Source organism: Pseudomonas sp. NPDC012596 (assembly GCF_042902325.1).
Taxonomy (GTDB): Bacteria; Pseudomonadota; Gammaproteobacteria; order Pseudomonadales; family Pseudomonadaceae; genus Aquipseudomonas.
Window position 1 is genome coordinate 17,829 of record NZ_JBIBEB010000029.1, and the last position, 21,480, is coordinate 39,308.

The following is a 21,480-nucleotide window of genomic DNA, read 5'->3' on the forward strand; positions in this document are numbered from 1 at the left end:
CAGTTACTGCTGCAAAATGAGGTCGAGGGATTCGAGGACTTCTGCGGTAATCAGGCTCAGGCGGTAGCTGTAATAGCTGTAGACGGCCACCATCGCCAGGGCGGAAATCACCAGCGGACTCCACCAAGGCCATGGTCGTTTGATGCGGAAATTACGAGGCGCCACATTGGTATAGGGATCACACACTTCTTGCGGTGTGGGGCCTCGCAATTGTCGGATGACTGCGTGGAGATGATGGATATGGGTGTTGATTATTTCTTCGCCTCTTGGGTCGAGAGCGTATTTACCCTTCAAACCGAGGCACAGGCAGAAGTACATGAACTCCAGTACGTCCTGATAGCGTTCAGGCTCCTGACTCAGGCGCGCAAGGATCGTGAAGAATTTTTCCCCACCCCTGGTTTCCTGGTGGAAGATGCTGAGCAGTGACTCGTGGCTCCAACAACAGTTCTTGCCCCATGGACGCTCCATTACAGCTTCGTCGATGTACAAACACAGGGTGTACGAATAAGCCGACAGATGGCCGGGCTCATAGCCGTGCTGGCGCATTTCCTCAAGGATATTGTCGATTTTGGAGCGTACCTGCTTGTGCACCTGAACGATGTTGGGCAGTGCATCCAGTGTGCGCAGGCGCATCACCAGTCCGAACAATGGCGAGGCAGCATCAAGCATCTGGTTGGCAAAGCCACCACGTAGTTGGAAGTCCGGGTCCGCTGGGTAGCTAGCGGGTTTATCACAGTCCAGGATGTCGGGGTTGGTATGTGCAGACGCCCCACCTTTTGCTTTCAGGGTTCCTTCAAGTTGCGTCAATAATCTATTGTTGGCCATGCAATGGGTACCTTGAGGTTTCGCCATCAATTTGGCTCGCAAAGGCACAGCGTACATGCCTTGGTTTTACTTTGTAGATGTAAGGTAACTGGCGAGCGGCTCTAATTGCTGTATGAGGTTTTACGGTGTGCGACTAATTGGGTTTTTGTAAGATGTTTCCTACAAGTAACTTTCCTCGATAATCAATGTGGTGAAGTTGTTGGGATTCAACTAATAAAAAGATGCGCCATGGCAAGTAGGAGGTCGAGTCAAAAAATGTAAATTGATATTTGTTGTATGGGGGCCTTACCTGCCTCTGAGTCCGGGCTTGCTGCACATGCCTCTCGCCTAAAGGAATGACCTGGCACCCGCGCCCTAGTCACCGTGGTTTCAGTATTAACCTCAGGTAAAGAATGAGGTGAATCCAACTGTATTACCGCACTGCAGAAAACCCCTTACCGTTAGCCCACGTGACAACCACACGTTACCTGGGCTAACGCGCGTCCTGCCTGCACGCAACCGTTGGCCCAGCCGCCACATTCATCCGACCACAACAATAATTCGGAGACGGCAATGGCCAAGCGATTGATAGGCAAACTGTATGTACAAGTGCTGATAGGCGTGACGCTGGGCATCCTGGTCGGCGTGTTCTGGCCGCAGGTCGGTGCCGACATGAAACCGCTGGGTGATGCGTTCATCAAGCTGATCAAGATGGTCTTCGCGCCGATCATCTTCGCCACGGTGGTGCTGGGCATCGCCAAGATGGAGAACATGAAGGAACTCGGCCGCGTCGGTGTGCGGGCGTTGATCTACTTCGAAGTGCTGTCGACCTTCGCCCTGGTGCTGGGCCTGGTGGTGGTCAACCTGGTGCAGCCGGGGCAGGGCATGAACGTCGACCCTGCCACCCTCGACGCCCAGGCCATCTCCAGCTACACGGCCGCCGCAGCCAATGGTTCGGGCGGGTTCACCGATTTTCTTCTGCATGTGATCCCCGGCAGCGTGGTCGACGCGTTCGCCAAGAATGAAATTTTGCAGATCCTGCTGTTCTCGACCCTGCTGGGCATCGCGCTGGCCAACCTGGGCGAGCGCGGCAAGCCGGTGGTCGATGTGCTCGAGTCGTTTTCCCACGGCATGTTCTACATCGTCGGCCTGGTCATGCGCGTCGCGCCATTGGCGGCCTGTGGCGCCATGGCCTTTACCGTGGGCAAGTATGGCCTGGGGTCGATCGTGTCGCTGGGCAAGCTGATGGCGACCATGTACCTGACGTGCTTCCTGTTCGTGGTGATCATCCTGGGCACCATCGCGCGCCTGTCGGGCTTCAGCCTGTGGAAATTCCTCAAGTACCTGCGTGAAGAGCTGTTCACCGTGCTGGGCACCAGTTCGTCCGAGTCGGTGGTGCCGCAGTTGATGAACAAGCTGGAGAAGGTGGGTGTGTCCAAGCCCGTGGTGGGCCTGGTGATCCCGTCTGGCCTGACTTTCAACCCCGATGGCCAGTGCATCTACTACACCATGGCGGCCATTTTCATCGCCCAGGCTACCAACACGCCGCTGACCTTGATGGACCAACTGATCGTACTGGGCGTGCTGCTGCTCACCTCCAAGGGCTCGGCGGGCGTCACCGGCTCGGGTTTCATTACCTTGGCCGCCACCCTGGCGACCATGGACAACATTCCCGTGGCCGGCATGGTCCTGCTGCTGGGCGTCGACCGCTTCATGTCCGAAGCCCGCGCCATCACCAACACCATCGGTAACGCGGTCGGCACCATGGCCATCGCCAAGTGGGTCGGCGCGCTGGACAGCACCCGCATGGCGCAGGTGCTGGATGGCCAGGCCGAGCCGGAGGCCGACAAAAGCACGTTGCCCACCCCCGTAGTACAGGCTGCGACGACCCCCACCCGCGCCTGAACCCAACAACAAGAACGACCCGCCTTGCAATGCCCTGAGGAGATAACCCGTGGATAAAGAAACAGCCGTGTCATCGCTTACCGACGTGATGGCCAAGTTCACCGCCTACATCGGCAAGCGCCTGCCCAAGGACGTCAAGGAAAAGACCGCCAAGCTGCGCGCCGCCGAAACCAACCCGCTGGCCATCGCGGTGTACGACTCGATGGCCGACAACCAGGAATACGCAGACAAACTGGACCGCCCCAGTTGCCAGGACACCGGTGTGATCCAGTACTTCATCTCGGCCGGCGCGCGGTTCCCGTTGCTGGGCGAGCTTGAAGGCATTCTGGAAAACGCCACGCGCGAGGCGACCATCAAGGGCCCCCTGCGCCACAACGCGGTGGAGACCTTCATCGAGAAGAACACCGGTACCAACACCGGCTCGAAGATCCCGTGGCTGGACTGGGAAATCATCCCCGACGCCGACCATGCCATCGTCGACGTCTACATGGCCGGTGGCGGCTGCACCTTGCCAGGGTCGGCCAAGGTTCTGATGCCGGGCCAGGGCTACGAAGGCGTGACCGAGTTCGTGTTCGACGTGATCACCTCGCGCGGCGTCAACGCCTGCCCGCCGCTGCTGGTCGGTGTCGGGGTATCGACCTCGGTGGAAACCGCTGCACGCCTGTCCAAGCGGGCCATCCTGCGCCCGGTCGACTCCAGCCACCCCAACGAAAGCGCGGCGATGATGGAAAAGCTGCTGGAAGACGGCCTGAACGAAATCGGCATCGGCCCGCAGGGGCTGACCGGCAACAGCAGCGTCATGGGCGTGAACATCGAGTCCTCGGCGCGCCACCCTTCGACCATCGGCGTGGCGGTTTCCACCGGTTGCTGGGCGCACCGCCGCGGCAAGATCCGCATCAACGCCGACCTCTCCTATGACATCCTCTCGCACGAAGGTGTAGTCCTGTGAACCCGACCACTGTGAACAAAGGCGCTGTGAAAAAGATCCTCAGCACGCCGATCAAAGACGAAGACCTGGCCGACCTCAACGTTGGCGACGTGGTCTACCTGACCGGCCAGCTGGTCACCTGCCGCGACGTTGCCCATCGCCGCCTGATCGAGCTCAAGCGCGAGCTGCCGGTAGACCTGCGCGGCGGGGCGATCTTCCACGCCGGGCCGATCGTGCGCAAGAAGGACGATGGCAGCTTCGAGATGGTGTCCATCGGGCCGACCACCAGCATGCGCATGGAAAAGTTCGAGAAGCAGTTCATCGAAGAAACCGGCGTGAAACTGATCGTCGGCAAAGGCGGCATGGGCCCGGAAACCACCACCGGCTGCCTGGAGAACAAGGCCGTGCATGCGGTGTTCCCGGGCGGTTGTGCGGTGCTTGCGGCCACCCAGGTGGAGGAGATCGAACGGGCTGAATGGCAGGACCTGGGCATGCCGGAAACCTTGTGGGTCAACCGGGTGCGTGAGTTCGGGCCATTGATCATCTCCATCGATACCAAAGGCAATAACCTGTTCGAGCAGAACAAGGCGCGCTTCAATGAACGCAAGGGGGCGGTGATCGAGAAGATCAACAGCCAGGTGCGGTTCATCAAGTGACTGTGCAGGCCCCATCGCCGGCTTGCCGCTTCCCACGGCAGGCCTGCGTGGGAGCCGGCTTGCCGGCGAAGGGGCCATCAACCACGACCTCACCCCTGAGCCGTACGCAACGGCACCTCGCGCAGCAGCCATGACAAGCCGAATGCCACACAGGTCACCACCGCTGCCACCAGAAACACCCCATGCATGGCCCCGGAAAACGCCTGCAGGTACGCCTGCTGCAGGGGCGCCGCCAGGGCGTGCACCGCCGTTGGCGACAGGCTGGCGGCCCCACCGGCATTGACGGCGAAGTCGCCGGGCAGCCCATCCAGCAAGGCACGCGAGAACAACGCGCCGAACACCGATACGCCAACCGAGCCGCCAATGGAGCGGAACAGCGTGGCGCCTGATGTCGCCACGCCCATGTGGCGCCGGTCGACGCTGTTTTGCACGGCCAGGATCAACACCTGCATCACCATGCCCAACCCTGCGCCCAGTAAGCCCATGTAAATGTTCATCTGCCACATCGGCGTAGCCAGCTCCAGCCGGCTCAGCAGGCCGAGGGCGATCACCTGCAGCAAGGTGCCGAGGATCGGGAACAGGCGGTAGCGCCCCCAACGGCTGATCAGCCGCCCGGTAATGGCCGACACCACCAGCAAACCGCCCATCAGCGGCAGCATCTGCAGGCCGGCGCTGGTCGGTGAAGCCTCCTTGACTACCTGCATGTACAGCGGCAGGAAGGTCACCGAACCGAACAGCGACACGCCGACGATCAAGCCGATCAGCCCGGCTAGCACGAAGGTGCGGTGGCGGAACAGGTGCAGCGGCATGATCGGCTCGGCGGCTCGGCGCTGTTCGAAGACGAAACCGACCAGGCCGATCACGGCGAACAAAGCCAGGCACAGCACATCGAGCGAGGCCCATGGCAACAGGCTGCCACCCAGGCTGGTGATCAGCACCAGTGCGCCCAGCAGTACGGTCAGAAAGAACGCGCCGATGTAGTCGACCACGTGCTTGACCGGCGCGACATGCGGGCGGAACACACTGCCGATGACCACCACCGCCAGCAGCCCCAGTGGCAGGTTGATGAAGAAGATCCAGTGCCAGGACAGGTGTTCGACCAGAAAACCGCCAATCAGCGGCCCGACCACGGTCGCCAGGCCGAACACGCCGCCGAACAGGCCTTGGTAGCGCCCACGCTCGGCCGGTGGAATGACGTCGCCGATGGCGGCCATGGCGACCACCATCAGCCCGCCACCGCCCAGGCCTTGCAAGGCACGGAACAGGATCAACTGGCTCATGTTCTGCGCCAGCCCGCACAGTGCCGAGCCCAGCAGGAACAGGGCGATTGCGATCTGCAACACCCGCTTGCGGCCATACAGGTCACCAAACTTGCCATACAGCGGCACCACCACGGTGGAGGCCAGCAAGTATGCCGTGACCACCCATGACAGCCAGCGTAGCCCGCCGAGGTCACTGACAATGGTGGGCAGCGCCGTGGACACGATGGTCTGGTCGAGCGCGGCGAGGAACATCACCAGCATCAGCGCGCCCAGCAGCAAAGGGATGGAGGCCTGCGCCTGCGGTTCGGCCAGCGCGGGGGTGTTGCCTGCGGTCGGTTGCATGGGGCCGCCTTGCACCTGAGGGTGCGCTTGTGGGTTGCGGTTAGCCACGCTCAGTGGCCTTTGCCTTGGGCATACAGGCGGCTGGTTTCCTGCAGGCCTGCCAGGGCGAAGCTGTACAAATGGGCAGCGACCTCGTCGGCGGGCATGCCAAGAATCTCGTGAAGCGCACCGGAGGCGCCGCGGGGGCCGATCAGCAGCATGGCCCAGGGGGCCGTCACGCACAGGATGCAGCGGGTAAGGGCCGGCTGCTCCGGGGGGATGCCGGTGATTTCGCTGAACAGCCCTTTGAGCAGTGCCAGCTTCATCGGTGCACCGGCCTGCAGATGGGCCTGGCCATGGGGGCTGGGGGCGAGGATCTCGGCGGCTAGCACGCGCAGGTGCCAGTTGTTGCGCCCTTGCGTGGCCTTGCGCACCACCAGCTCGACCAGGGCACGCAGCTTGTCGGTTGCCGGCTGCTCGGCGAGGGTAATGCGCTGCAGGTCGGAAATATCCAGAAAGCGCCGACGGGCTTCGTCCAGCACCGCCAGGTACAGGCCGTTGCGGCTGCCAAAGTGGTAGTTGATCGAGGCCAGGTCGACCTCGGCCTTGGCCGCTACCGCCTTGTTGCTGGCTTCGGCGTAACCCACGGCAGCAAACAGCTCGCCGGCGGCCTGAAGGATCCGGGTGCGGGTGGCTTCGCCATCCTTGCGGGGTTCGCGCGGGGTTGTCGCCATGGCTTCGATTCCTGGGGCTATCAAGTACGACAAGAGTGGTTCAGTTTTAAGTTAAATTCAATTTAAATTTAGTGTTGGTGACCAGAGGTGTGCCGGCAATCGGCAGCGCACGCGCACAGGCAACCGGACAGCGCACACCGCTAGGGCGAGAGGCACCACCTATGGTATACAGGCCTGATAACGACACCACTATCGCCTGGCACCCGGATGCGTTCAGGCATGGCTGGTAATTTCATGTAATTGCTCCATTTATTGAGAAACGGAGATTCGAAGATGACCGCCACCGACCGTCTAAGCCTGCTTCAGTATGAGCACCTGGGCCTGGACGATGTTGCCGCCGCTGAATTCAAGGTGGCACTGGGTGAACTGCGCAAGTTGGCGCTGGGTGACCGTTATGAGCACCATGCCGCGCTGCACCTGGGTGATATCGCTGAAGCCGAAAACCGTCAGCAGCTGGATCAGACCAAGAACTGGGGCATCGGCTTCCTGCAGGGCCTGACCTGCGCCCATACCCTGTCGGAAGAGCAGGTCAAGGCGCTGCGCGGTGTGTTCCAGGCAGCAGCGAAGCGTTCGCTGGCGCGTATGCCCGCGTGAACCGACCCGGTTGAAAGCCCTGGCGGCTGGCTGAATCTGGGCCAGACTGTGTAAGGCATGCGCCCAGCAGTACAGCAGGCGCCTACAGGATGTGGCAGCCTTTCGCGACCACGCCAGGCCGCCGAAGGCCGCATGCACCGAGGGTGGAGATGATCGAGTGCGGGTCTGGCCGGTCCTGGTTGCTTTCACTTTGCCTGCTTCTGCTGCCGCAGTTATCGGTGGCGGAGGCGGGTTGTCGGCAATTGACGGCGACCGGCAATCCGGAATATCCCCCCTACCTGTGGCGCGACCCGCACAACCCCCAGGTGCTGATCGGCGCCAATGCCGACTTGCTCAAGCACCTGGGTGATTCGCTGGGGCTCAAGGTGGACGTGCGCTATGGCGGGCCGTGGTCGCGCGCGCAGGAAGAAGTGCGCACCGGCCGCATCGACCTGTTGGCGGGCTACTTCCTGACCCAGGCGCGCCTGCAGGAGATGGACTTCATCAGCCCGCCGTTTCTGCATACCCCAAGCGTTGTCTGGGTGCGCCAGGATGCAACTTTTGCCTATCGCGGCTGGGCGGACCTCAAGGGGCTGACGGGCGGCACCCTGGTCAGCAACAGCCACGGCCAGAAATTCGACGATTACGCCAACGCCAACCTCACGCTCGAAGCGGTGCCCAGCGCCAGGCAGGCGTTCGAAAAGCTGCTGCACAAGCGCAACGACTACGTGATCTACGAGCAGTACCCCGGTATGGCGCTGGCGCGCACGCTAGGCATGGACAAGCAGTTGAAGGTGCTGGAACCGCCGGTGTCCAGCGAAGGGTTGTACCTGGCGCTGTCCCATGACTCACCCTGCAACCAGCCCGCGCTGCGTGAACAGCTGGTGCAAAAAATGAAAGAAATCGCCTCCGGCCCGCTACCCGGCCAGTTGTTGGAAAAAAACCTTGAGCGCTGGCAGCAGGAGCAGGCGGGCGTACAGCACTGACGCTAGAGTGGTGGGGCCAGCGCGCCCAGCGCCTGCTTGGCTTTGCTCACATTGACCGCACTGGGCAAGGCAACGCCGTTCTTCACCGCCAGAATCTCGGCCATGACGCTGACCGCGATCTCAGCCGGTGTCTTGCTGCCGATATAGATGCCGATCGGGCCATGCAGGCGTGCCAGCGACGCTTCGCTTTCGCCGAAATGTTCGATCAACCGTTCGCGGCGCAGCTGGTTGTTGCGCCGTGAGCCGATCACGCCGATGTAGAACGCCGGGCTGTGCAACGCTTCCAATAGCGCCAGGTCATCCAGCTTGGGGTCGTGACTGAGGCCGACGATGCAACTGCGCAGGTCGGGGACGAAGGCCCGGACCACGTCGTCCGGCATGCCAACGATCTTTTCCACGCCCGCGACATTCCAGCCCCCCATGTATTCGGGGCGGGGGTCGCAGACGGCCACCTTGAAGCCGTTGAACAGCGCCATGGTTGCCAGGTACTCGGCCAGTACCCCGGCACCGATCAGCAGCATGCGGTAGCCGGGGCCCAAGGTATTGACCATGCGCTGGCCATCGAAGCTGAATTGCTCGGGCGTGGCGGTGGTGCTCAAGTGGACGTGACCGCTGCCCAGGTCCAGTTCGCGACGTACCAGGTGGCCCGCGTCCAGCTGCGCCAGCAACTGCTCCAGGCTCGGCAACGCGGGGGTGAATTCGAGGATCAGCTCAAGGGTGCCGCCGCAGGGCAGGCCAAAGCGGTGCGCCTCGTCGGCGCTGACGCCGTACTGCACCACTTGCGGCGGCCCTTCGGGCATGCCATCGCCGCTGTAGGCGGTGGTGTAGCGGTGCACCAGGTCATCCTCGATGCAGCCGCCCGACACACTGCCGATCACCCGGCCATCACCGCGCAGGGCCATCATCGAGCCCACCGGCCTGGGCGATGAACCCCAGGTGCGCGCCACGGTGGCCAGCATTACCTGATCGCCAGCCTGCAGCCAGTCGCGGGCGGTGCGCAGCACCAGCAGGTCGATGCTTTCCATTGGCAGCTCTCCTCAGCGCATGTGCAAGATTATCGGGCTGCTGCTGGCCGGGTCGGTGTGCCCGCGCAGCTTGCCGACCGCCTGTGCATCCACCGCGCCGCCGTGGTTGCCCCAGGTGCTGCGAACGAAGCTCAGCACATCGGCGATTTCCTGGTCCGAAAGCTGTTCGCGGAAGGCCGGCATGCGGTAGGCATCGGGCAGCCCTGCGGTGACGACGCGTTGCGAGCCATTGAGGGTGATGTTGATCGCCGAGGCGTCCTCCTTGGCCAGCGCCGATGTCGCGCCCGCCAGTGGCGGCATCCATTCGGCCTGGCCCTTGCCGTCCAAGCCGTGGCACGTGGCGCAGCGGGTCACGTAGGTGTGGGCGCCGGGGCTGTTCAGCCGTTCGCCAGCAGCAACGGCCTGGTATTGCCAGGGGGCGCCGTCGCGCTGAGGGTCGCCGGGCAACGACTTGAGGTAGCGGGCAATCGCCGCCAGGTCGTCATCGCTCATGAACTGGGTGGAGTTGTTGAACGCTTCGGTCATCGAACCGTACACCACCGCGTGCTTGTTGCGCCCGGTCTTGAGGAACTGCACGATCTCGGCCTCGCTCCAGCGGCCCAGGCCGGTGTTGGGGTCGTCGCGCAGGCTGGGCGCGTACCAACCATCCAGCAAGGCGCCCGCCAGGTAGGGTTTACCGGTTTCATCCAGGGCCTTTTCGTTGAACGCCAGGCCGCGCGGGGTGTGGCAACTGCCGCAGTGGCCGGGGCCTTGGACGATATAGGCGCCGCGGTTCCACAGCGCGTCCTGCCCGTCCTTGGCCGCATAGGGTGTAGTGGCGGCGAACACGCCGTTCCACAAGGCAATCGGCCAGCGCATGTTCAACGGCCAGGGAATGTCGCTGGGGATGTTCGCCTGTTGCGCAGGCTGCACACCCTTCATGAAGAAGGCATACAAGGCCCGCACATCGTCATCGCTGAGCTTGGCGTAGGACGGGTAGGGCATGGCCGGGTACAGCCGCCGGCCACCCGGCGCCACGCCCTGGCGCACCGCCCGGTCAAAGTCGGCGAGGCTGTAATTGCCGATGCCGGTCGCAGGGTCGGGGGTCACGTTGGTGGCATGGATCGCGCCCAACGGCGTGGCCATTTCCAGGCCGCCGGCGAAAGGCTTGCCTTCGGGCAGGCTGTGGCAGGCGACGCAGTCGCTGAGCCTGGCCACGTATTCACCGCGGCTGACCAACGCCGGGTCGAAGCTGACGTTCTGTTCACTGGCGAAGGGTGAAGCGGGCTCGCGGGTGACGTACCAGGCCAGCAGGCCTGCCGCGATCAGGCACGGCAGCGCCAGCCAGCCTGCGGTTCTTGCGAAGCGACTCTGGGTCATGGGGCAGTCCTTGTCCGGTCAGCTGAAGGTATGGCGGCTTAACGGCAGGCTGCGCACGCGCTGGCCTGTCAGCTGCGCCACCGCGTTGGCCACGGCGGGTGCCACGGCGGGCAGCGGCGGCTCGCCGATCCCCCCCATCTTGGCGCCGCTTTCAACGATGCGCACATGCACCCGGGCCATGCGCGAAGCCGGCAGGATCGGGTACAGGTCGTAGTTGCGCGCCCGCGGTTTGCCATCGATGAACACCGCTTCTTCGACCAGCGTCTGCGACAGGCCGAGCGCCACGGCGCCATTGACCTGGGCTTCGATGATCGCCGGGTTGACGATGCTGCCGGGGTCGATGGCCTGCCAGATGTCGTGCACCTTGACCTGGCCACCTTCCAGCGACACTTCGGCAATCACGGCCGCTTCCGAGCCGAACGGCGAGGCCATGGCCACACCGCGGGCCCGCTTGCTGCCATCTTCGGCCGTGAACGGCCCGCGCCTCCAGCCGCCGGACAACTCGCCGACCGCTTGCAGCAGGGTGGTCAGGCGCGGGTTGTCGCGCAGCAGGTGCAGGCGCAGCTCGAACGGGTCCTTGCCACCTTTGTCGGCCAGCTCGTCGAGGAACGATTCATAGAAAAAATCATTCAGCGAGTTGCCCACCGAGCGCCAGTAGCCCAGCATGGCCGGGCCTTTGACGTAGATCTGGGCGATGCGCTTGTTGGCGATGGCATAAGCCTTGCCCGATAGCCCCTCGAGCGCTGTCGGGTCGATTTTCTCGCCTTGCTTGCCCGCCAGGGCTTCGGTCGGGCCCTCGGTGGCGCTGACCGCTTCGATGGCCACCGGCAGGCCATCGGCATCGAGCCCGGCGCGGAACTTGACCACGGCAACGGGCCGCAGCACATCGCGCAGAAACTCCTCCTCGCGGCTCCAGATCAGCTTGACCGGCTGGCCGACCGCCTTGGCCAGCAGGATGGCCTGCGGGTAAGGGTTGGCCGAGTCATACAGGAAGTGGCGGCCGAAGAAGCCGCCCAGCAGCGGCGAATGCAGGGTGATCTGCTCAGGGGCCAGGCCGGTGCGCTTGGCGATGTCGTCGCGGAACATGTCCGGCGCCTGGTTGGGCAGCCACACCTCGAGCGAACCGTCCGGGTTGAACCGCGCGATGGCGGATGGCGGTTCAAGTTGAGCGTGGTTGAGGTATTGGTTGTGGTAAGTGGCCTCGACCTTGGTCTTGGCGTTGGCCAGGGCGCCGGCGATATCGCCGTCGTTCTCCTCGTCACGGGCTGGGCCCTGCTGGGCGGCCAGGTGGTCGCGCCATGCGTCACTGGAGAAGTCGGCAGGCATCGGCCGCACTTTGCTGTCGGCCCCCGGTTCCTGCCAGTCCACCTGAATGGCTTCGACCGCCCGCTTGGCGTGCCACCAGCGTTCGGCAACCACGGCCACGGCGCCGGGCAGCTGATGCACCGAGTGCACACCTTTCATGGCCTTGACCTGCGCTTCGTTGCGCAGGCCGCCCACGGTCATGCCCAGGCGCGGCGCGTGCTGCACGGCGGCATGGAGCATGCCGTCGACTTTGATGTCGATGGTGTACAGGGCTTTGCCGGTGGACTTGTCGTAGGCATCGACGCGCCGTACCGGCTTGCCGATCCAGCGGAACTGGCTGGGGTCGCGCAGCTTGACGCTGGCAGGGTCGGGCACGGGCAGGTCCATGGCGCGTTCGGCCAGTTCGCCATAGGCCAGCGAACGGCCGGAGGCGGCGTGCAGCACCTTGCCAGGTTCGGTGGACAGTTCGCTGACCGGCACGCCCCACTGGTCGGCTGCGGCCTGCATCAACATGGCCCGGGCCAGGGCGCCAAGGCGACGCATGGTCGGGTAGCTCATGCGCACCGACATGCTGCCACCGGTGATGCGCATGCCGTTTTCCATCACCACATAGGCTTCGCCGGGCGGCGCGCTATCGACCAGGAAAGTGGCTGGGTCGGCATCCAGTTCTTCACCGACGATCTGCGCCATGGCGGTGTAGGTACCTTGCCCACCCTCCATGAATGGGCACAGCAGGCGCACCGTGCTGTCCGGGCGGATTTCAAGGAATGCCGGCACCTGGGTGCCGCGTTCGGCAGTGGCCGCAGTGGCAGCCTGAACCCGGCTTGAGCCCAACGGCAGGCCGAAGCCCAGTACCAGAGCGCCGATTGCGGTACCGGCCATGAAGCGCCGACGCGACAGGTTGACCGTTTCGCCCAGCGGCAGGTCGAGCAGGGCTGCAGAGGTATCGACAGGCGTGTTCATCAGGCCTTCTCCCCTTGGGCAAGCTCATGCACGGCAGCATGGATGGCGTTGTAGGTGCCGCAGCGGCACAGGTTGACCATTGCCGCGTCGATCTGCGCATCGCTAGGTTGCGGTGTGTGCTTGAGCAGCGCGGTGGCCGCCATCACCTGGCCAGACTGGCAGTAGCCGCACTGGGCCACCTGGTGTTCGACCCAGGCCGCCACCACGCGCTTGCCCACGTCGTCGGCCTCGATGGCTTCGATGGTGGTCACTTCACGCCCGACCACCCCGGCCACCGGCGTGACGCAGGCACGCACCACATTGCCGTCCACCAGTACCGAGCACGCGCCGCATTGGGCCAGGCCGCAGCCATATTTGGTGCCGGTCAGGCCCAGGTCGTCGCGGATCACCCACAGCAGGGGCGTGTCGGCGTCGGCCTCGACCTGGTAGGTCTTCTGATTGATTCGAAGTTCCATGGCTCACCTGCTGATCATCGGTTGTTATCGTTGCTATTCAGGTGGGGAATGCATTGTTCCCCAATCCGCAAACGCTAGCACAGCGCAGTGACCGCTTGTCTGGCAGACGCTGCAGGTTCAGAGGATCAGGCAAGTAATCCGGTGAAATGCGCAATTGCGCAGGGGCAGGGCGGTGCCCCAAGACTTCCCGGTAAAAAAACCGGATAATGCCCGCCATTCGTTCCGCACGCTTTCTGGTACCCCCGCATGGAAATCAAGGTCAACTTTCTGGACAACCTACGTCTGGAAGCCAAATTCGACGACTTCACGGTAATCGCCGACCAGCCGATCCGCTACAAGGGCGACGGCTCGGCCCCGGGGCCGTTCGATTATTTCCTTGCCTCGTCGGCCCTGTGCGCCGCCTATTTCGTCAAGCTGTACTGCCAGACTCGGGATATCCCCACCGAGAATATCCGCCTGTCGCAGAACAACATCGTCGACCCCGAAAACCGCTACAACCAGATCTTCAAGATCCAGGTCGAGCTGCCCGAAGACATCTCGGAAAAAGACCGCCAGGGCATCCTGCGTTCCATCGACCGTTGCACGGTCAAGAAGGTGGTGCAAACCGGCCCCGAGTTCATCATCGAAGAGGTGGACAACCTCGACGCCGATGCCCAGGGCCTGCTGATGCCGGTGGCCGACACCACCACCTACATCGCTGGCAAGGACCTGCCGCTGGAGCAGACCATCGCCAACATGTCCGGCCTGCTGGCCGGGTTGGGCATGAAGATCGAGATCGCCTCATGGCGCAACATCGTGCCGAACGTGTGGTCGCTGCACGTGCGCGATGCGCAGTCGCCGATGTGCTTCACCAACGGTAAAGGTTCGACCAAGGAGGCCGCGCTGGCCTCGGCGCTAGGTGAGTTCATCGAGCGGCTGAACTGCAACTTCTTCTATAACGACCAGTTCTGGGGCGAGGAAATCGCCAACGCAGCGTTCGTGCATTACCCGAACGAGCAGTGGTTCAAGCCGGGGCCGAAGGATGAATTGCCCGCCGAGATCCTCGACGAGTACTGCCTGGAGATCTACAACCCGGATGGCGAACTGCGCGGCTCGCACCTGTATGACACCAACTCGGGCAATACCGAGCGCGGTATCTGCTCGCTGCCGTTCGTGCGCCAGTCGGACGAGCAGGTGGTGTACTTCCCGTCCAACCTGATCGAAAACCTGTTCCTCAGCAACGGTATGAGCGCCGGCAACACCCTGGCCGAAGCGCAGGTGCAGTGCCTGTCGGAGATTTTCGAACGGGCGGTCAAACGTGAAATTCTCGAAGGCGAACTGTGCCTGCCCGACGTGCCACAGGAGGTGCTGGCCAAGTACCCGGGCATCGTCGCCGGCATTCAGGGGCTGGAAGAGCAGGGCTTCCCGGTGCTGGTCAAGGATGCGTCGCTGGGCGGCGAGTTCCCGGTGATGTGCGTCACCTTGATGAACCCGCGCACGGGCGGTGTGTTCGCCTCGTTCGGCGCGCACCCAAGCTTTGAAGTGGCGTTGGAGCGCAGCCTGACTGAACTGCTGCAAGGCCGCAGCTTCGAGGGCCTCAACGACCTGCCGCAGCCGACCTTCGAAAGCCATGCGCTGACCGAGCCGAACAATTTCGTCGAGCACTTCATCGACTCCAGCGGCGTGGTGTCGTGGCGTTTCTTCGGCGCCAAGGCCGACTTCGAGTTCGTCGAATGGGACTTCAGCGGCCACGGCGAAGACTCCAACGTTCAGGAAGCCGCCACCCTGTTTGGCATCCTCGAAGCATTGGGCAAAGAGGCGTACATGGCCGTGTACGACAACCTCGGCGCCAATGCCTGCCGCATTCTGGTGCCGGGTTACTCGGAGATCTACCCGGTCGAAGACCTGATCTGGGACAACACCAATCGCGCCCTGGATTTCCGCGCAGACATCCTCAACCTGCACAGCCTCGACAACCGCGCCCTGCGCGCATTGCGCAAGCGCCTGGACAACTGCGAGGTGGATGACTACACCACCATCACCACGCTGATTGGTGTCGAGTTCGACGACAACACAGTGTGGGGCCAGTTGACCATCCTTGAGCTGAAGCTGCTGATCTGCCTGGCGCTGAAGCGGTTCGAGAACGCCAAGGAGCTGGTCGAGGCGTTCCTGCAGTTCAACGACAACACGGTCGAGCGTGGTTTGTTCTACCAGGCGCTGAACGTGGTGCTGGAAGTGATGTTGGACGACGACCTGCAGCTGGAAGACTACGAGGCCAACTTGCGCCGCATGTTCGGCAACCCGCGCATGGATGCGGTGCTGGGTTCGGTCGATGGTAGCGTGCGCTTCCATGGCCTGACGCCGACCAGCATGAAGCTGGAAGGGCTGGACCGTCACCTGCGCCTGATCGAGAGCTACAAAAAGCTGCATGCCGCACGGGCCAGGGCGGTCTGAGTAACCGCGGGGCGCTTTGCGCCCCATTGGCGGGCAAGCCCGCTCGCAACGTACCGCCTAAATAGCTCAATGGCATACCGGCTATTGCCAATCCGTATTGCCAGTCGGGCATTACCGCTTGCCGCGTCCCGCCAGCAGCGCTTAGCTATTGACCGGCCTCGACTGGCCACCTCATTCCATGGCGCGTAGACCGCCAGACGGACCTCGGCCGCGCACCCCACAAGAAGGGCGCAGACCATGAGCACTCCTTTGGATACCAATGCACTGAAGGCCCGCCAGCAGGCGGCATGGGCCAGTGGTGACTACGCGGTGATCGGTACCACCTTGCAGCTGGTGGGTGAACGGCTTGCCGAAGCCTGCGACCTGCGCTGGGACGAGCAGGTGCTGGACGTGGCTGCCGGCAATGGCAACGCCACCCTGGCCGCTGCCCGGCGAGGGTGCCGGGTCACCTCCACCGACTACGTGCCCGAACTGCTCAAACGCGGGGAAGAACGCGCCCGCGCCGAGCACCTCAACGTAGACTTTCAGGTGGCCGATGCCGAGGATTTGCCGTTCCGGGACGGCAGTTTCGACGCCGTTGTTTCGACCTTCGGCGTGATGTTCGCCCCCGACCAGGCGCAGGCCGCCCGTGAGCTGGCGCGCGTTTGCCGGCCCGGTGGCCGGGTCGGCCTGGCCAACTGGACCCCGCAGGGGTTTGTCGGGCAGATGTTCAAGACCCTGGGTCGGCATGTGCCACCGCCTGCCGGGGCGCTGCCACCCTCGCGCTGGGGCGATGAAGAACAACTTCGGGCGATGTTCGAGGGCGCTATCGGTGCCATGGACGTTACCCGCCAGCAGTTCAACTTCCGCTACCGCTCGGCGGCACATTTCATCGAGGTGTTCCGTACCTGGTATGGGCCGGTGCACAAGGCGTTTGCGGCGTTGCCGGCCGATGCGGCGGCGGCGTTGGACAGTGACCTGAGGGCATTGCTGGATGAGCACAACGTGGGTGGGGCGGCGTCGCTTGTGGTGCCCAGTGAATACCTGGAAGTGGTGATCGTGAAGCGTTGAATGGGGTGGAGTTGTGTTGGCCGCCAATTAGTTCTTGCACTTGGCCATGACCACTTGGCACGTATTGGGTGTGCCGCCGGACCGGCCTGCATAACGGATGCAGTTGTTCATCGACTTCTGCCGGGCAATGCTCAGGGTATTACCCCAGGCCAGGCCGCCTTCGCCCAGGCTGGGCACGGCTTTGGCGAAGCAGTTCGAACCTGGCGCTGCGGCGATGTAGCGGGCCTGCTTGGGCTTGCTCGAACAGCCAGCCGTCAGCGCCAGGCTGAGGGCAAGCAGCGCATGCGCGGCCCAGAGCGCGAACCGTTGTGGGGTGTGAGCATTCATGCCATTGCCTCAGGTGAACCCGTGAAGCATTTCACGGGTTAATGCTTTCAGGATATGTCAAACAAGCCAAACGGTGAACTTATCGGACGACATAGCGATCCTTTGCATTGCGCACCCCGCGCACGCCTGATGGACCGGGCATTCGCCCCAGGTCATCAGTTTCGGGTCACTGACTGATAAGGAGGCGCCGTGACCGTTACCGAGCAAACCCTCTACCGATGCACGCCCAGCCCGTTGCATGCAATCCTGCTGGCCGGCACGGTGCCGCTGTTCCTCGGCGCGTTGCTGAGCGACATCGCCTACTTCAAGAGCTACCAGATCCAGTGGAGCAACTTCGCCGCCTGGCTGATCGCGGGTGGGCTGCTGTTCTGCGGGCTGGCACTGTTGTTCGCACTGGTCAACCTGGTCCGTGCCGAGCGCAAGGGCGGCCGGCCGACGGTGTACTTCCTGTTGCTGCTGGTGACCTGGGTGCTGGGCCTGGTGAATGCTTTCGAGCACGCCAAGGACGCCTGGGCCGTGATGCCGGCAGGCCTGGTGCTGTCGCTGGTGGTGACGGTGCTGGCTTGTGTGGCGGCATGGCTGGGCATGAGCAACTTGCGTTCGGGAGGTGTGGAATGAAGCCATTGCATGCATTGCCGGTATTGAGCGTGGCGCTGCTGCTGAGCGCTTGCGGCGGTGAAGGCGAAGCCACTCAGGCACTGGGCCCCGACCCGAAACTGCCGGCCCCCGAGCGTGGCCTGCTGCCGAGCATGAAGATTGCCCAACCCGCCCAGTGGGGCGAGCAGAAACCGACGGTGCCCGAGGGCTACAGCATCACCGCCATTGCCACCGACCTGAAGATCCCACGCCAGAGCCTGGTATTGCCCAACGGTGACATCCTGGTGGCCGAAGGCCGAGGTGGCAATGCGGCCAAGCTCAAGCCCAAGGATGTCATCGCCAGCCAGATCAAGGCCAAGGGCAATACTCAGGTCAAGGGCGGCAACCGCCTGACCTTGCTGCGCGACGCCGACGGCGACGGCACCTACGAGGTGCAGACGGTGTTCGCCGAGAACCTCAACGCGCCGTATGGCCTGGCCTTTGCCGATGGCAAGTTGTACGTGGCCAACCAGGACGCGCTGGTGCGTTTCGATTACCAGGACGGCCAGACCCAGGCGTCCGGCGCGCCGACCAAGCTCACCGACCTGCCGGGCGAGATCAACCACCACTGGACCAAGGCCCTGACCATCAGCCCCGATGGCCGCTACCTGTACGTGGGCATCGGCTCGAACAGCAACATCACCGAGCGTGGCATGGAGGCTGAAGTCGACCGCGCCATGGTCTGGCAGATCGACGCCGCTACCGGCGCGCACAAGCCTTATGCCACCGGCCTGCGCAACCCCACGGCGCTGGCCATCCAGCCCGACAGCGGGCAACTGTGGACCGTGGTCAACGAACGCGATGAACTGGGCCCGGACCTGGTGCCCGACTACCTCACTTCGGTGCGTGAAGGGGGCTTCTACGGCTGGCCGTACAGCTACTGGGGGCAGAATGTCGATGAGCGGGTGAAGCCACAGAACCCGGACAAGGTGGCCGCCGCGATCAAGCCCGATTACAGCCTGGGTTCGCACGTCGCCGCGCTGGGCGTGGACTTCTCCCTCCCGGCCATGGGCGAGCGGTTTGCCAATGGCGTATTCGTGGGCGAGCACGGTAGCTGGAACCGCCCTAACCCGGTGGGCTACAAGGTGATCTTCGTGCCGTTCAGTAACGGCAAGCCTGCTGGCGAACCGGTGGACTTCGCCACGGGCTTCCGTGGTGAGGATGGCAAAACGCGCGGGCGGCCGGTCGGGGTGACGGTCGATCCCAAGGGCGCGTTGATCATTGCCGACGACCTGGCCAACACCGTGTGGCGGGTGACCCGCAATCAGTAACTCCAGCTATGGTGTAGGAGCGGCGCGTGAACCGTTCACGCGCCATTGCGGTCTTGAACACAGGGATGCAGGCCTATGAATGCTATTTGTACACTCGCTCGCGCTGTTGCTCTTGCCTCGTTGCTAGGCACTGCCAGTTTCACGGTGCAGGCGGCCGATATACCGATTGCCAGCGAAGCGCTGGAAAGCCATGTCACCACACAGGTCACGGCCATCGACCAGGCCAATCGCCAGGTCACGGTCAAGGGCCCGCACGACAAGGACGTGACCTTCCAGCTCACGGAAAAGGCCAAGGCGCTGCCCAACCTGAAGGTGGGTGACGAGGTCGACATCTACGTGACCCGCGCGGTCGCCTATGTGCTCAACACCGATGTTGGCGGGGCGCCGAAGGCAAGCGAGGAGTCCGGTACGATTCGTGCCACCAAGGACAACCCCAACCCGGGTGGCGAAGCGTTCCGCCAGGTCAGGGTGACTTCGCAGATCAAGAAGATCGACCTCAAGAACCACGAGGTGAGCCTGCTGCCGCCGGAAGGCAAGTTGCAGGTGGTCAAAGTCGAAGACCCCGAGTTGCAGGCGCGCATGAAGAACCTCAAGGTCGACCAGACGGTCGATGCGATTTACACCGAAGTGCTGCGGGTCGAGACATCGCGGTAAGTCTGTTAGAGCCTCTTCGCGGGCATGCCCGTGAAGAGGCCATTGCAGCCCAAGACTATTCGCCAGGCGAATACTGAAGGTGCATATCTTCAATTTCCATCATCCTTGTCGATTCTTGCATCATCTAGGCATCTTCCCCCTCGATGAGTCCATACATGGTTAACAAGGCGCTGCTTATTGCGTTTCTTCCTCTGGTGCTGGCCCTGCTGGCGGGCGTCGTGCTGCCCTACCAGGCTGCCAGCAACGCAGCAGTCGGCCGCGCGCTCGGGCACTGGCTATGGGGTGCTTTCACGTCGCTGACGGTCAGCTCGGTGGTGGTCATCGCTGCGCTGCTGATCCTGCGCGTACCCATGCCCGACTTGGGCAAGGCACTGCAAGGCCCGTGGTGGCTGTGGATCGGCGGGGTTTTGGGCGCGCTGTATGTGGCGGCAGCTGCGGCGTTGACGCCCAAGCTCGGCACGGCGGGGTTTCTGGTGCTGGTGGTGGCGGGGCAGATCCTGACGTCGGTGATCGTCGATCACTTCGGCCTGATGGGGGTTTGCGCCAAGCCGGTCAGCCTGCCCAGGATTGCCGGGGTGGTACTGATTCTGGCGGGAGTTTTCCTGGTGCAGAGTACCTGGGCGGCGAGCCCGTCTACCGATCAGGCTGCAATCGTCAAACAGCCGGAAGGCTGATCAATGCCCGGGCTGGCAGCAGGCCCAGACCGCCTCGCGCAGCCAGCGATGCCCCGGGTCGCTGTCTTTCCTGTTATGCCAGGCCTGCTGATAGGCCAGGGAAGGGATCGCTAAGGGCGGTGCGAATTGGCGCAGGGCCTTGTGCTGGTGCATCGGGCCCACGGCACGCTTTGCGACGGTGAGGATCAGGTCGGTACCGCCAAGCACCTCGACCGCTGCACTCCAATGCGGCAGCGCCAAGGCGATGCGCCGGCGCAAGCCCTGCGCGGCTAGGGCGCGCTCGATCTCGTCATGGGCATCCGGGCGCATGGCCATGAGCACGTGCGGCCGCGCCAGCCAGTCGCCCAGCGCCAGGCCGCCCTTGGCCGGCAGCACCTGGCGGTCGGCGATGCTGACGAAACGGTCTTCGAACAGGGTTTGGGCCGTGATGCCTTGCGGTAGTTCGGGGAAAATGCCCAGCGCCAGATCGAGCTCGCCATCGAGCAACTGCGCCAGCATCGCTTCGCGACTGGCCTGGCTGATGGCCAGGTCGACGCCGGGGGCTGCCTGGCGCAGATAGCGAACCAGTGGGGGCAGGATGATCCGCGAGGAGTAATCGGACAACGACAAGCGGAACCGCCGCTGGGCCAGAACCGGGTCGAAGCGTGGGGCGGCCAGCAAGCTGTCGAGGCTGGCCAGAGCGTCCTGCAGGGGCTTGGCCAGGGATTGGGCGCGGGCGGTGAGGGCCATGTGCCCGTTCTGGCGAATCAGCAGCGGGTCGTTGAAATGCGTGCGCAGTTGCGCCAAAGCGTGGCTGACCGCCGGCTGGCTGCGGTGCAGGCGAATCGCGGCGCGGGTGACGTGCTTTTCACTGAGCAGTGCGTGCAGGGCCAATAGCAGGTTGAGGTCGATCTTGCGCAGTTCATCCATGGGGCGAATGGTCTGGGTGGCTTCAGGGGCTTTGCATCAGCCTAACAGATGTGCCGGTGCCTTCACGCGCGCGGCGGGTGGGGTGGGTCTGGCGCTGGCCGTTGTTGATTTGTTGTTCATGAGATCGAGCGCCGCCCGCGAAGCGCTTGCCTTGGGATCTTTAGCGCCCTTGAGATCGAGCGCCGCCCGCGCGGCGCATCGCGGGCAAGCCCGCTCCTACATTTGTTGCAACGCGCCGTTCCAGTCAGGC

20 protein-coding genes are annotated in these 21,480 nt (G+C 63.5%); 11 read left to right on the forward strand and 9 right to left on the reverse strand.

The window, feature by feature from the left end; translation table 11 throughout:
* Positions 1–3: 3 nt before the first annotated feature.
* Positions 4–852, reverse strand: coding sequence for a type IVB secretion system protein IcmH/DotU (gene icmH, locus ACFY68_RS25300; RefSeq protein ID WP_387533167.1), 849 nt, complete (start codon positions 850–852; stop codon positions 4–6).
* Positions 853–1,377: 525 nt separating this feature from the next.
* Between icmH and ACFY68_RS25305 the strand changes: the two genes are divergently transcribed.
* From ACFY68_RS25305 to ttdB, 3 genes are read left to right on the forward strand one after another with little or no spacing between them, the layout of a single operon-like run.
* Positions 1,378–2,709: a dicarboxylate/amino acid:cation symporter gene (locus tag ACFY68_RS25305; RefSeq protein ID WP_346614353.1), complete on the forward strand. Its 1,332-nt coding sequence runs from the start codon at positions 1,378–1,380 to the stop codon at positions 2,707–2,709.
* A gap of 49 nt (positions 2,710–2,758) precedes the next feature.
* Positions 2,759–3,658 carry a L(+)-tartrate dehydratase subunit alpha gene (gene ttdA / locus ACFY68_RS25310; protein WP_346614352.1) on the forward strand — a complete coding sequence of 300 codons (900 nt, stop codon included), beginning with the start codon at positions 2,759–2,761 and terminating at the stop codon, positions 3,656–3,658.
* Between the two features lie 26 nt (positions 3,659–3,684).
* Positions 3,685–4,293, forward strand: coding sequence for a L(+)-tartrate dehydratase subunit beta (ttdB, locus tag ACFY68_RS25315; RefSeq protein ID WP_346614413.1), 609 nt, complete (start codon positions 3,685–3,687; stop codon positions 4,291–4,293).
* 89 nt (positions 4,294–4,382) lie between these two features.
* Here the strand turns inward: ttdB and ACFY68_RS25320 are convergent, their stop codons facing one another.
* Together ACFY68_RS25320 and ACFY68_RS25325 are read right to left on the reverse strand one after the other, a co-directional pair.
* On the reverse strand, positions 4,383–5,897 hold the full coding sequence (locus ACFY68_RS25320) for an MDR family MFS transporter (protein ID WP_387533171.1): 1,515 nt from the start codon (positions 5,895–5,897) through the stop codon (positions 4,383–4,385).
* A gap of 50 nt (positions 5,898–5,947) precedes the next feature.
* Complete coding sequence (locus tag ACFY68_RS25325; protein WP_387533174.1) at positions 5,948–6,610, reverse strand: TetR/AcrR family transcriptional regulator; 663 nt, start codon at positions 6,608–6,610, stop codon at positions 5,948–5,950.
* Between the two features lie 273 nt (positions 6,611–6,883).
* On the opposite strand from ACFY68_RS25325, the gene ACFY68_RS25330 reads away from it, so the two are divergent.
* Positions 6,884–7,204 (forward strand): hypothetical protein, encoded by a 321-nt coding sequence (locus ACFY68_RS25330; RefSeq protein WP_346614349.1) that lies wholly within the window; start codon positions 6,884–6,886, stop codon positions 7,202–7,204.
* 149 nt (positions 7,205–7,353) lie between these two features.
* Positions 7,354–8,169: a substrate-binding periplasmic protein gene (locus ACFY68_RS25335; RefSeq protein ID WP_387533213.1), complete on the forward strand. Its 816-nt coding sequence runs from the start codon at positions 7,354–7,356 to the stop codon at positions 8,167–8,169.
* 2 nt (positions 8,170–8,171) lie between these two features.
* Here ACFY68_RS25335 and ACFY68_RS25340 read toward each other — a convergent pair whose 3' ends face one another.
* Genes ACFY68_RS25340 through ACFY68_RS25355 form a run of 4 tightly spaced genes read right to left on the reverse strand, consistent with a single transcriptional unit; the run spans position 8,172 to position 13,276 of the window.
* Positions 8,172–9,194, reverse strand: coding sequence for an XdhC family protein (locus ACFY68_RS25340; protein ID WP_387533179.1), 1,023 nt, complete (start codon positions 9,192–9,194; stop codon positions 8,172–8,174).
* Between the two features lie 12 nt (positions 9,195–9,206).
* Positions 9,207–10,553, reverse strand: coding sequence for a c-type cytochrome (locus tag ACFY68_RS25345; protein WP_387533182.1), 1,347 nt, complete (start codon positions 10,551–10,553; stop codon positions 9,207–9,209).
* Positions 10,554–10,571: 18 nt separating this feature from the next.
* The gene (locus ACFY68_RS25350; protein WP_387533185.1) at positions 10,572–12,821 is read right to left on the reverse strand and encodes a molybdopterin cofactor-binding domain-containing protein; all 2,250 of its coding nucleotides are present in this window, start codon (positions 12,819–12,821) and stop codon (positions 10,572–10,574) included.
* Positions 12,821–13,276, reverse strand: coding sequence for a (2Fe-2S)-binding protein (locus tag ACFY68_RS25355; RefSeq protein WP_346614344.1), 456 nt, complete (start codon positions 13,274–13,276; stop codon positions 12,821–12,823). The genes ACFY68_RS25350 and ACFY68_RS25355 overlap by 1 nt, the downstream gene beginning before the upstream one ends.
* Positions 13,277–13,522: 246 nt before the next feature.
* On the opposite strand from ACFY68_RS25355, the gene ACFY68_RS25360 reads away from it, so the two are divergent.
* Positions 13,523–15,709 (forward strand): OsmC domain/YcaO domain-containing protein, encoded by a 2,187-nt coding sequence (locus ACFY68_RS25360; protein WP_387533189.1) that lies wholly within the window; start codon positions 13,523–13,525, stop codon positions 15,707–15,709.
* 237 nt (positions 15,710–15,946) lie between these two features.
* Positions 15,947–16,759 carry a class I SAM-dependent methyltransferase gene (locus ACFY68_RS25365; protein WP_387533192.1) on the forward strand — a complete coding sequence of 271 codons (813 nt, stop codon included), beginning with the start codon at positions 15,947–15,949 and terminating at the stop codon, positions 16,757–16,759.
* Between the two features lie 27 nt (positions 16,760–16,786).
* On the opposite strand, the gene ACFY68_RS25370 is transcribed toward ACFY68_RS25365, so the two are convergent.
* Positions 16,787–17,086 carry a hypothetical protein gene (locus tag ACFY68_RS25370; RefSeq protein WP_387533196.1) on the reverse strand — a complete coding sequence of 100 codons (300 nt, stop codon included), beginning with the start codon at positions 17,084–17,086 and terminating at the stop codon, positions 16,787–16,789.
* A 189-nt stretch (positions 17,087–17,275) separates the two neighbouring features.
* On the opposite strand from ACFY68_RS25370, the gene ACFY68_RS25375 reads away from it, so the two are divergent.
* The 4 genes from ACFY68_RS25375 to ACFY68_RS25390 all read left to right on the forward strand — a co-directional run bounded on the left by ACFY68_RS25375 (position 17,276) and on the right by ACFY68_RS25390 (position 20,321).
* On the forward strand, positions 17,276–17,704 hold the full coding sequence (locus tag ACFY68_RS25375; RefSeq protein WP_346614340.1) for a DUF2231 domain-containing protein: 429 nt from the start codon (positions 17,276–17,278) through the stop codon (positions 17,702–17,704).
* Positions 17,701–18,993, forward strand: a complete 1,293-nt coding sequence (locus tag ACFY68_RS25380) for a PQQ-dependent sugar dehydrogenase (RefSeq protein WP_387533201.1) — start codon at positions 17,701–17,703, stop codon at positions 18,991–18,993. The genes ACFY68_RS25375 and ACFY68_RS25380 overlap by 4 nt, the downstream gene beginning before the upstream one ends.
* Positions 18,994–19,068: 75 nt before the next feature.
* Positions 19,069–19,647 (forward strand): hypothetical protein, encoded by a 579-nt coding sequence (locus ACFY68_RS25385; RefSeq protein ID WP_387533204.1) that lies wholly within the window; start codon positions 19,069–19,071, stop codon positions 19,645–19,647.
* 155 nt (positions 19,648–19,802) lie between these two features.
* Positions 19,803–20,321: a DMT family transporter gene (locus ACFY68_RS25390; protein WP_387533207.1), complete on the forward strand. Its 519-nt coding sequence runs from the start codon at positions 19,803–19,805 to the stop codon at positions 20,319–20,321.
* Here ACFY68_RS25390 and ACFY68_RS25395 read toward each other — a convergent pair whose 3' ends face one another.
* Positions 20,322–21,230 carry a LysR family transcriptional regulator gene (locus ACFY68_RS25395; RefSeq protein WP_387533210.1) on the reverse strand — a complete coding sequence of 303 codons (909 nt, stop codon included), beginning with the start codon at positions 21,228–21,230 and terminating at the stop codon, positions 20,322–20,324. It lies immediately after the preceding gene.
* Positions 21,231–21,480 lie beyond the last annotated feature (250 nt).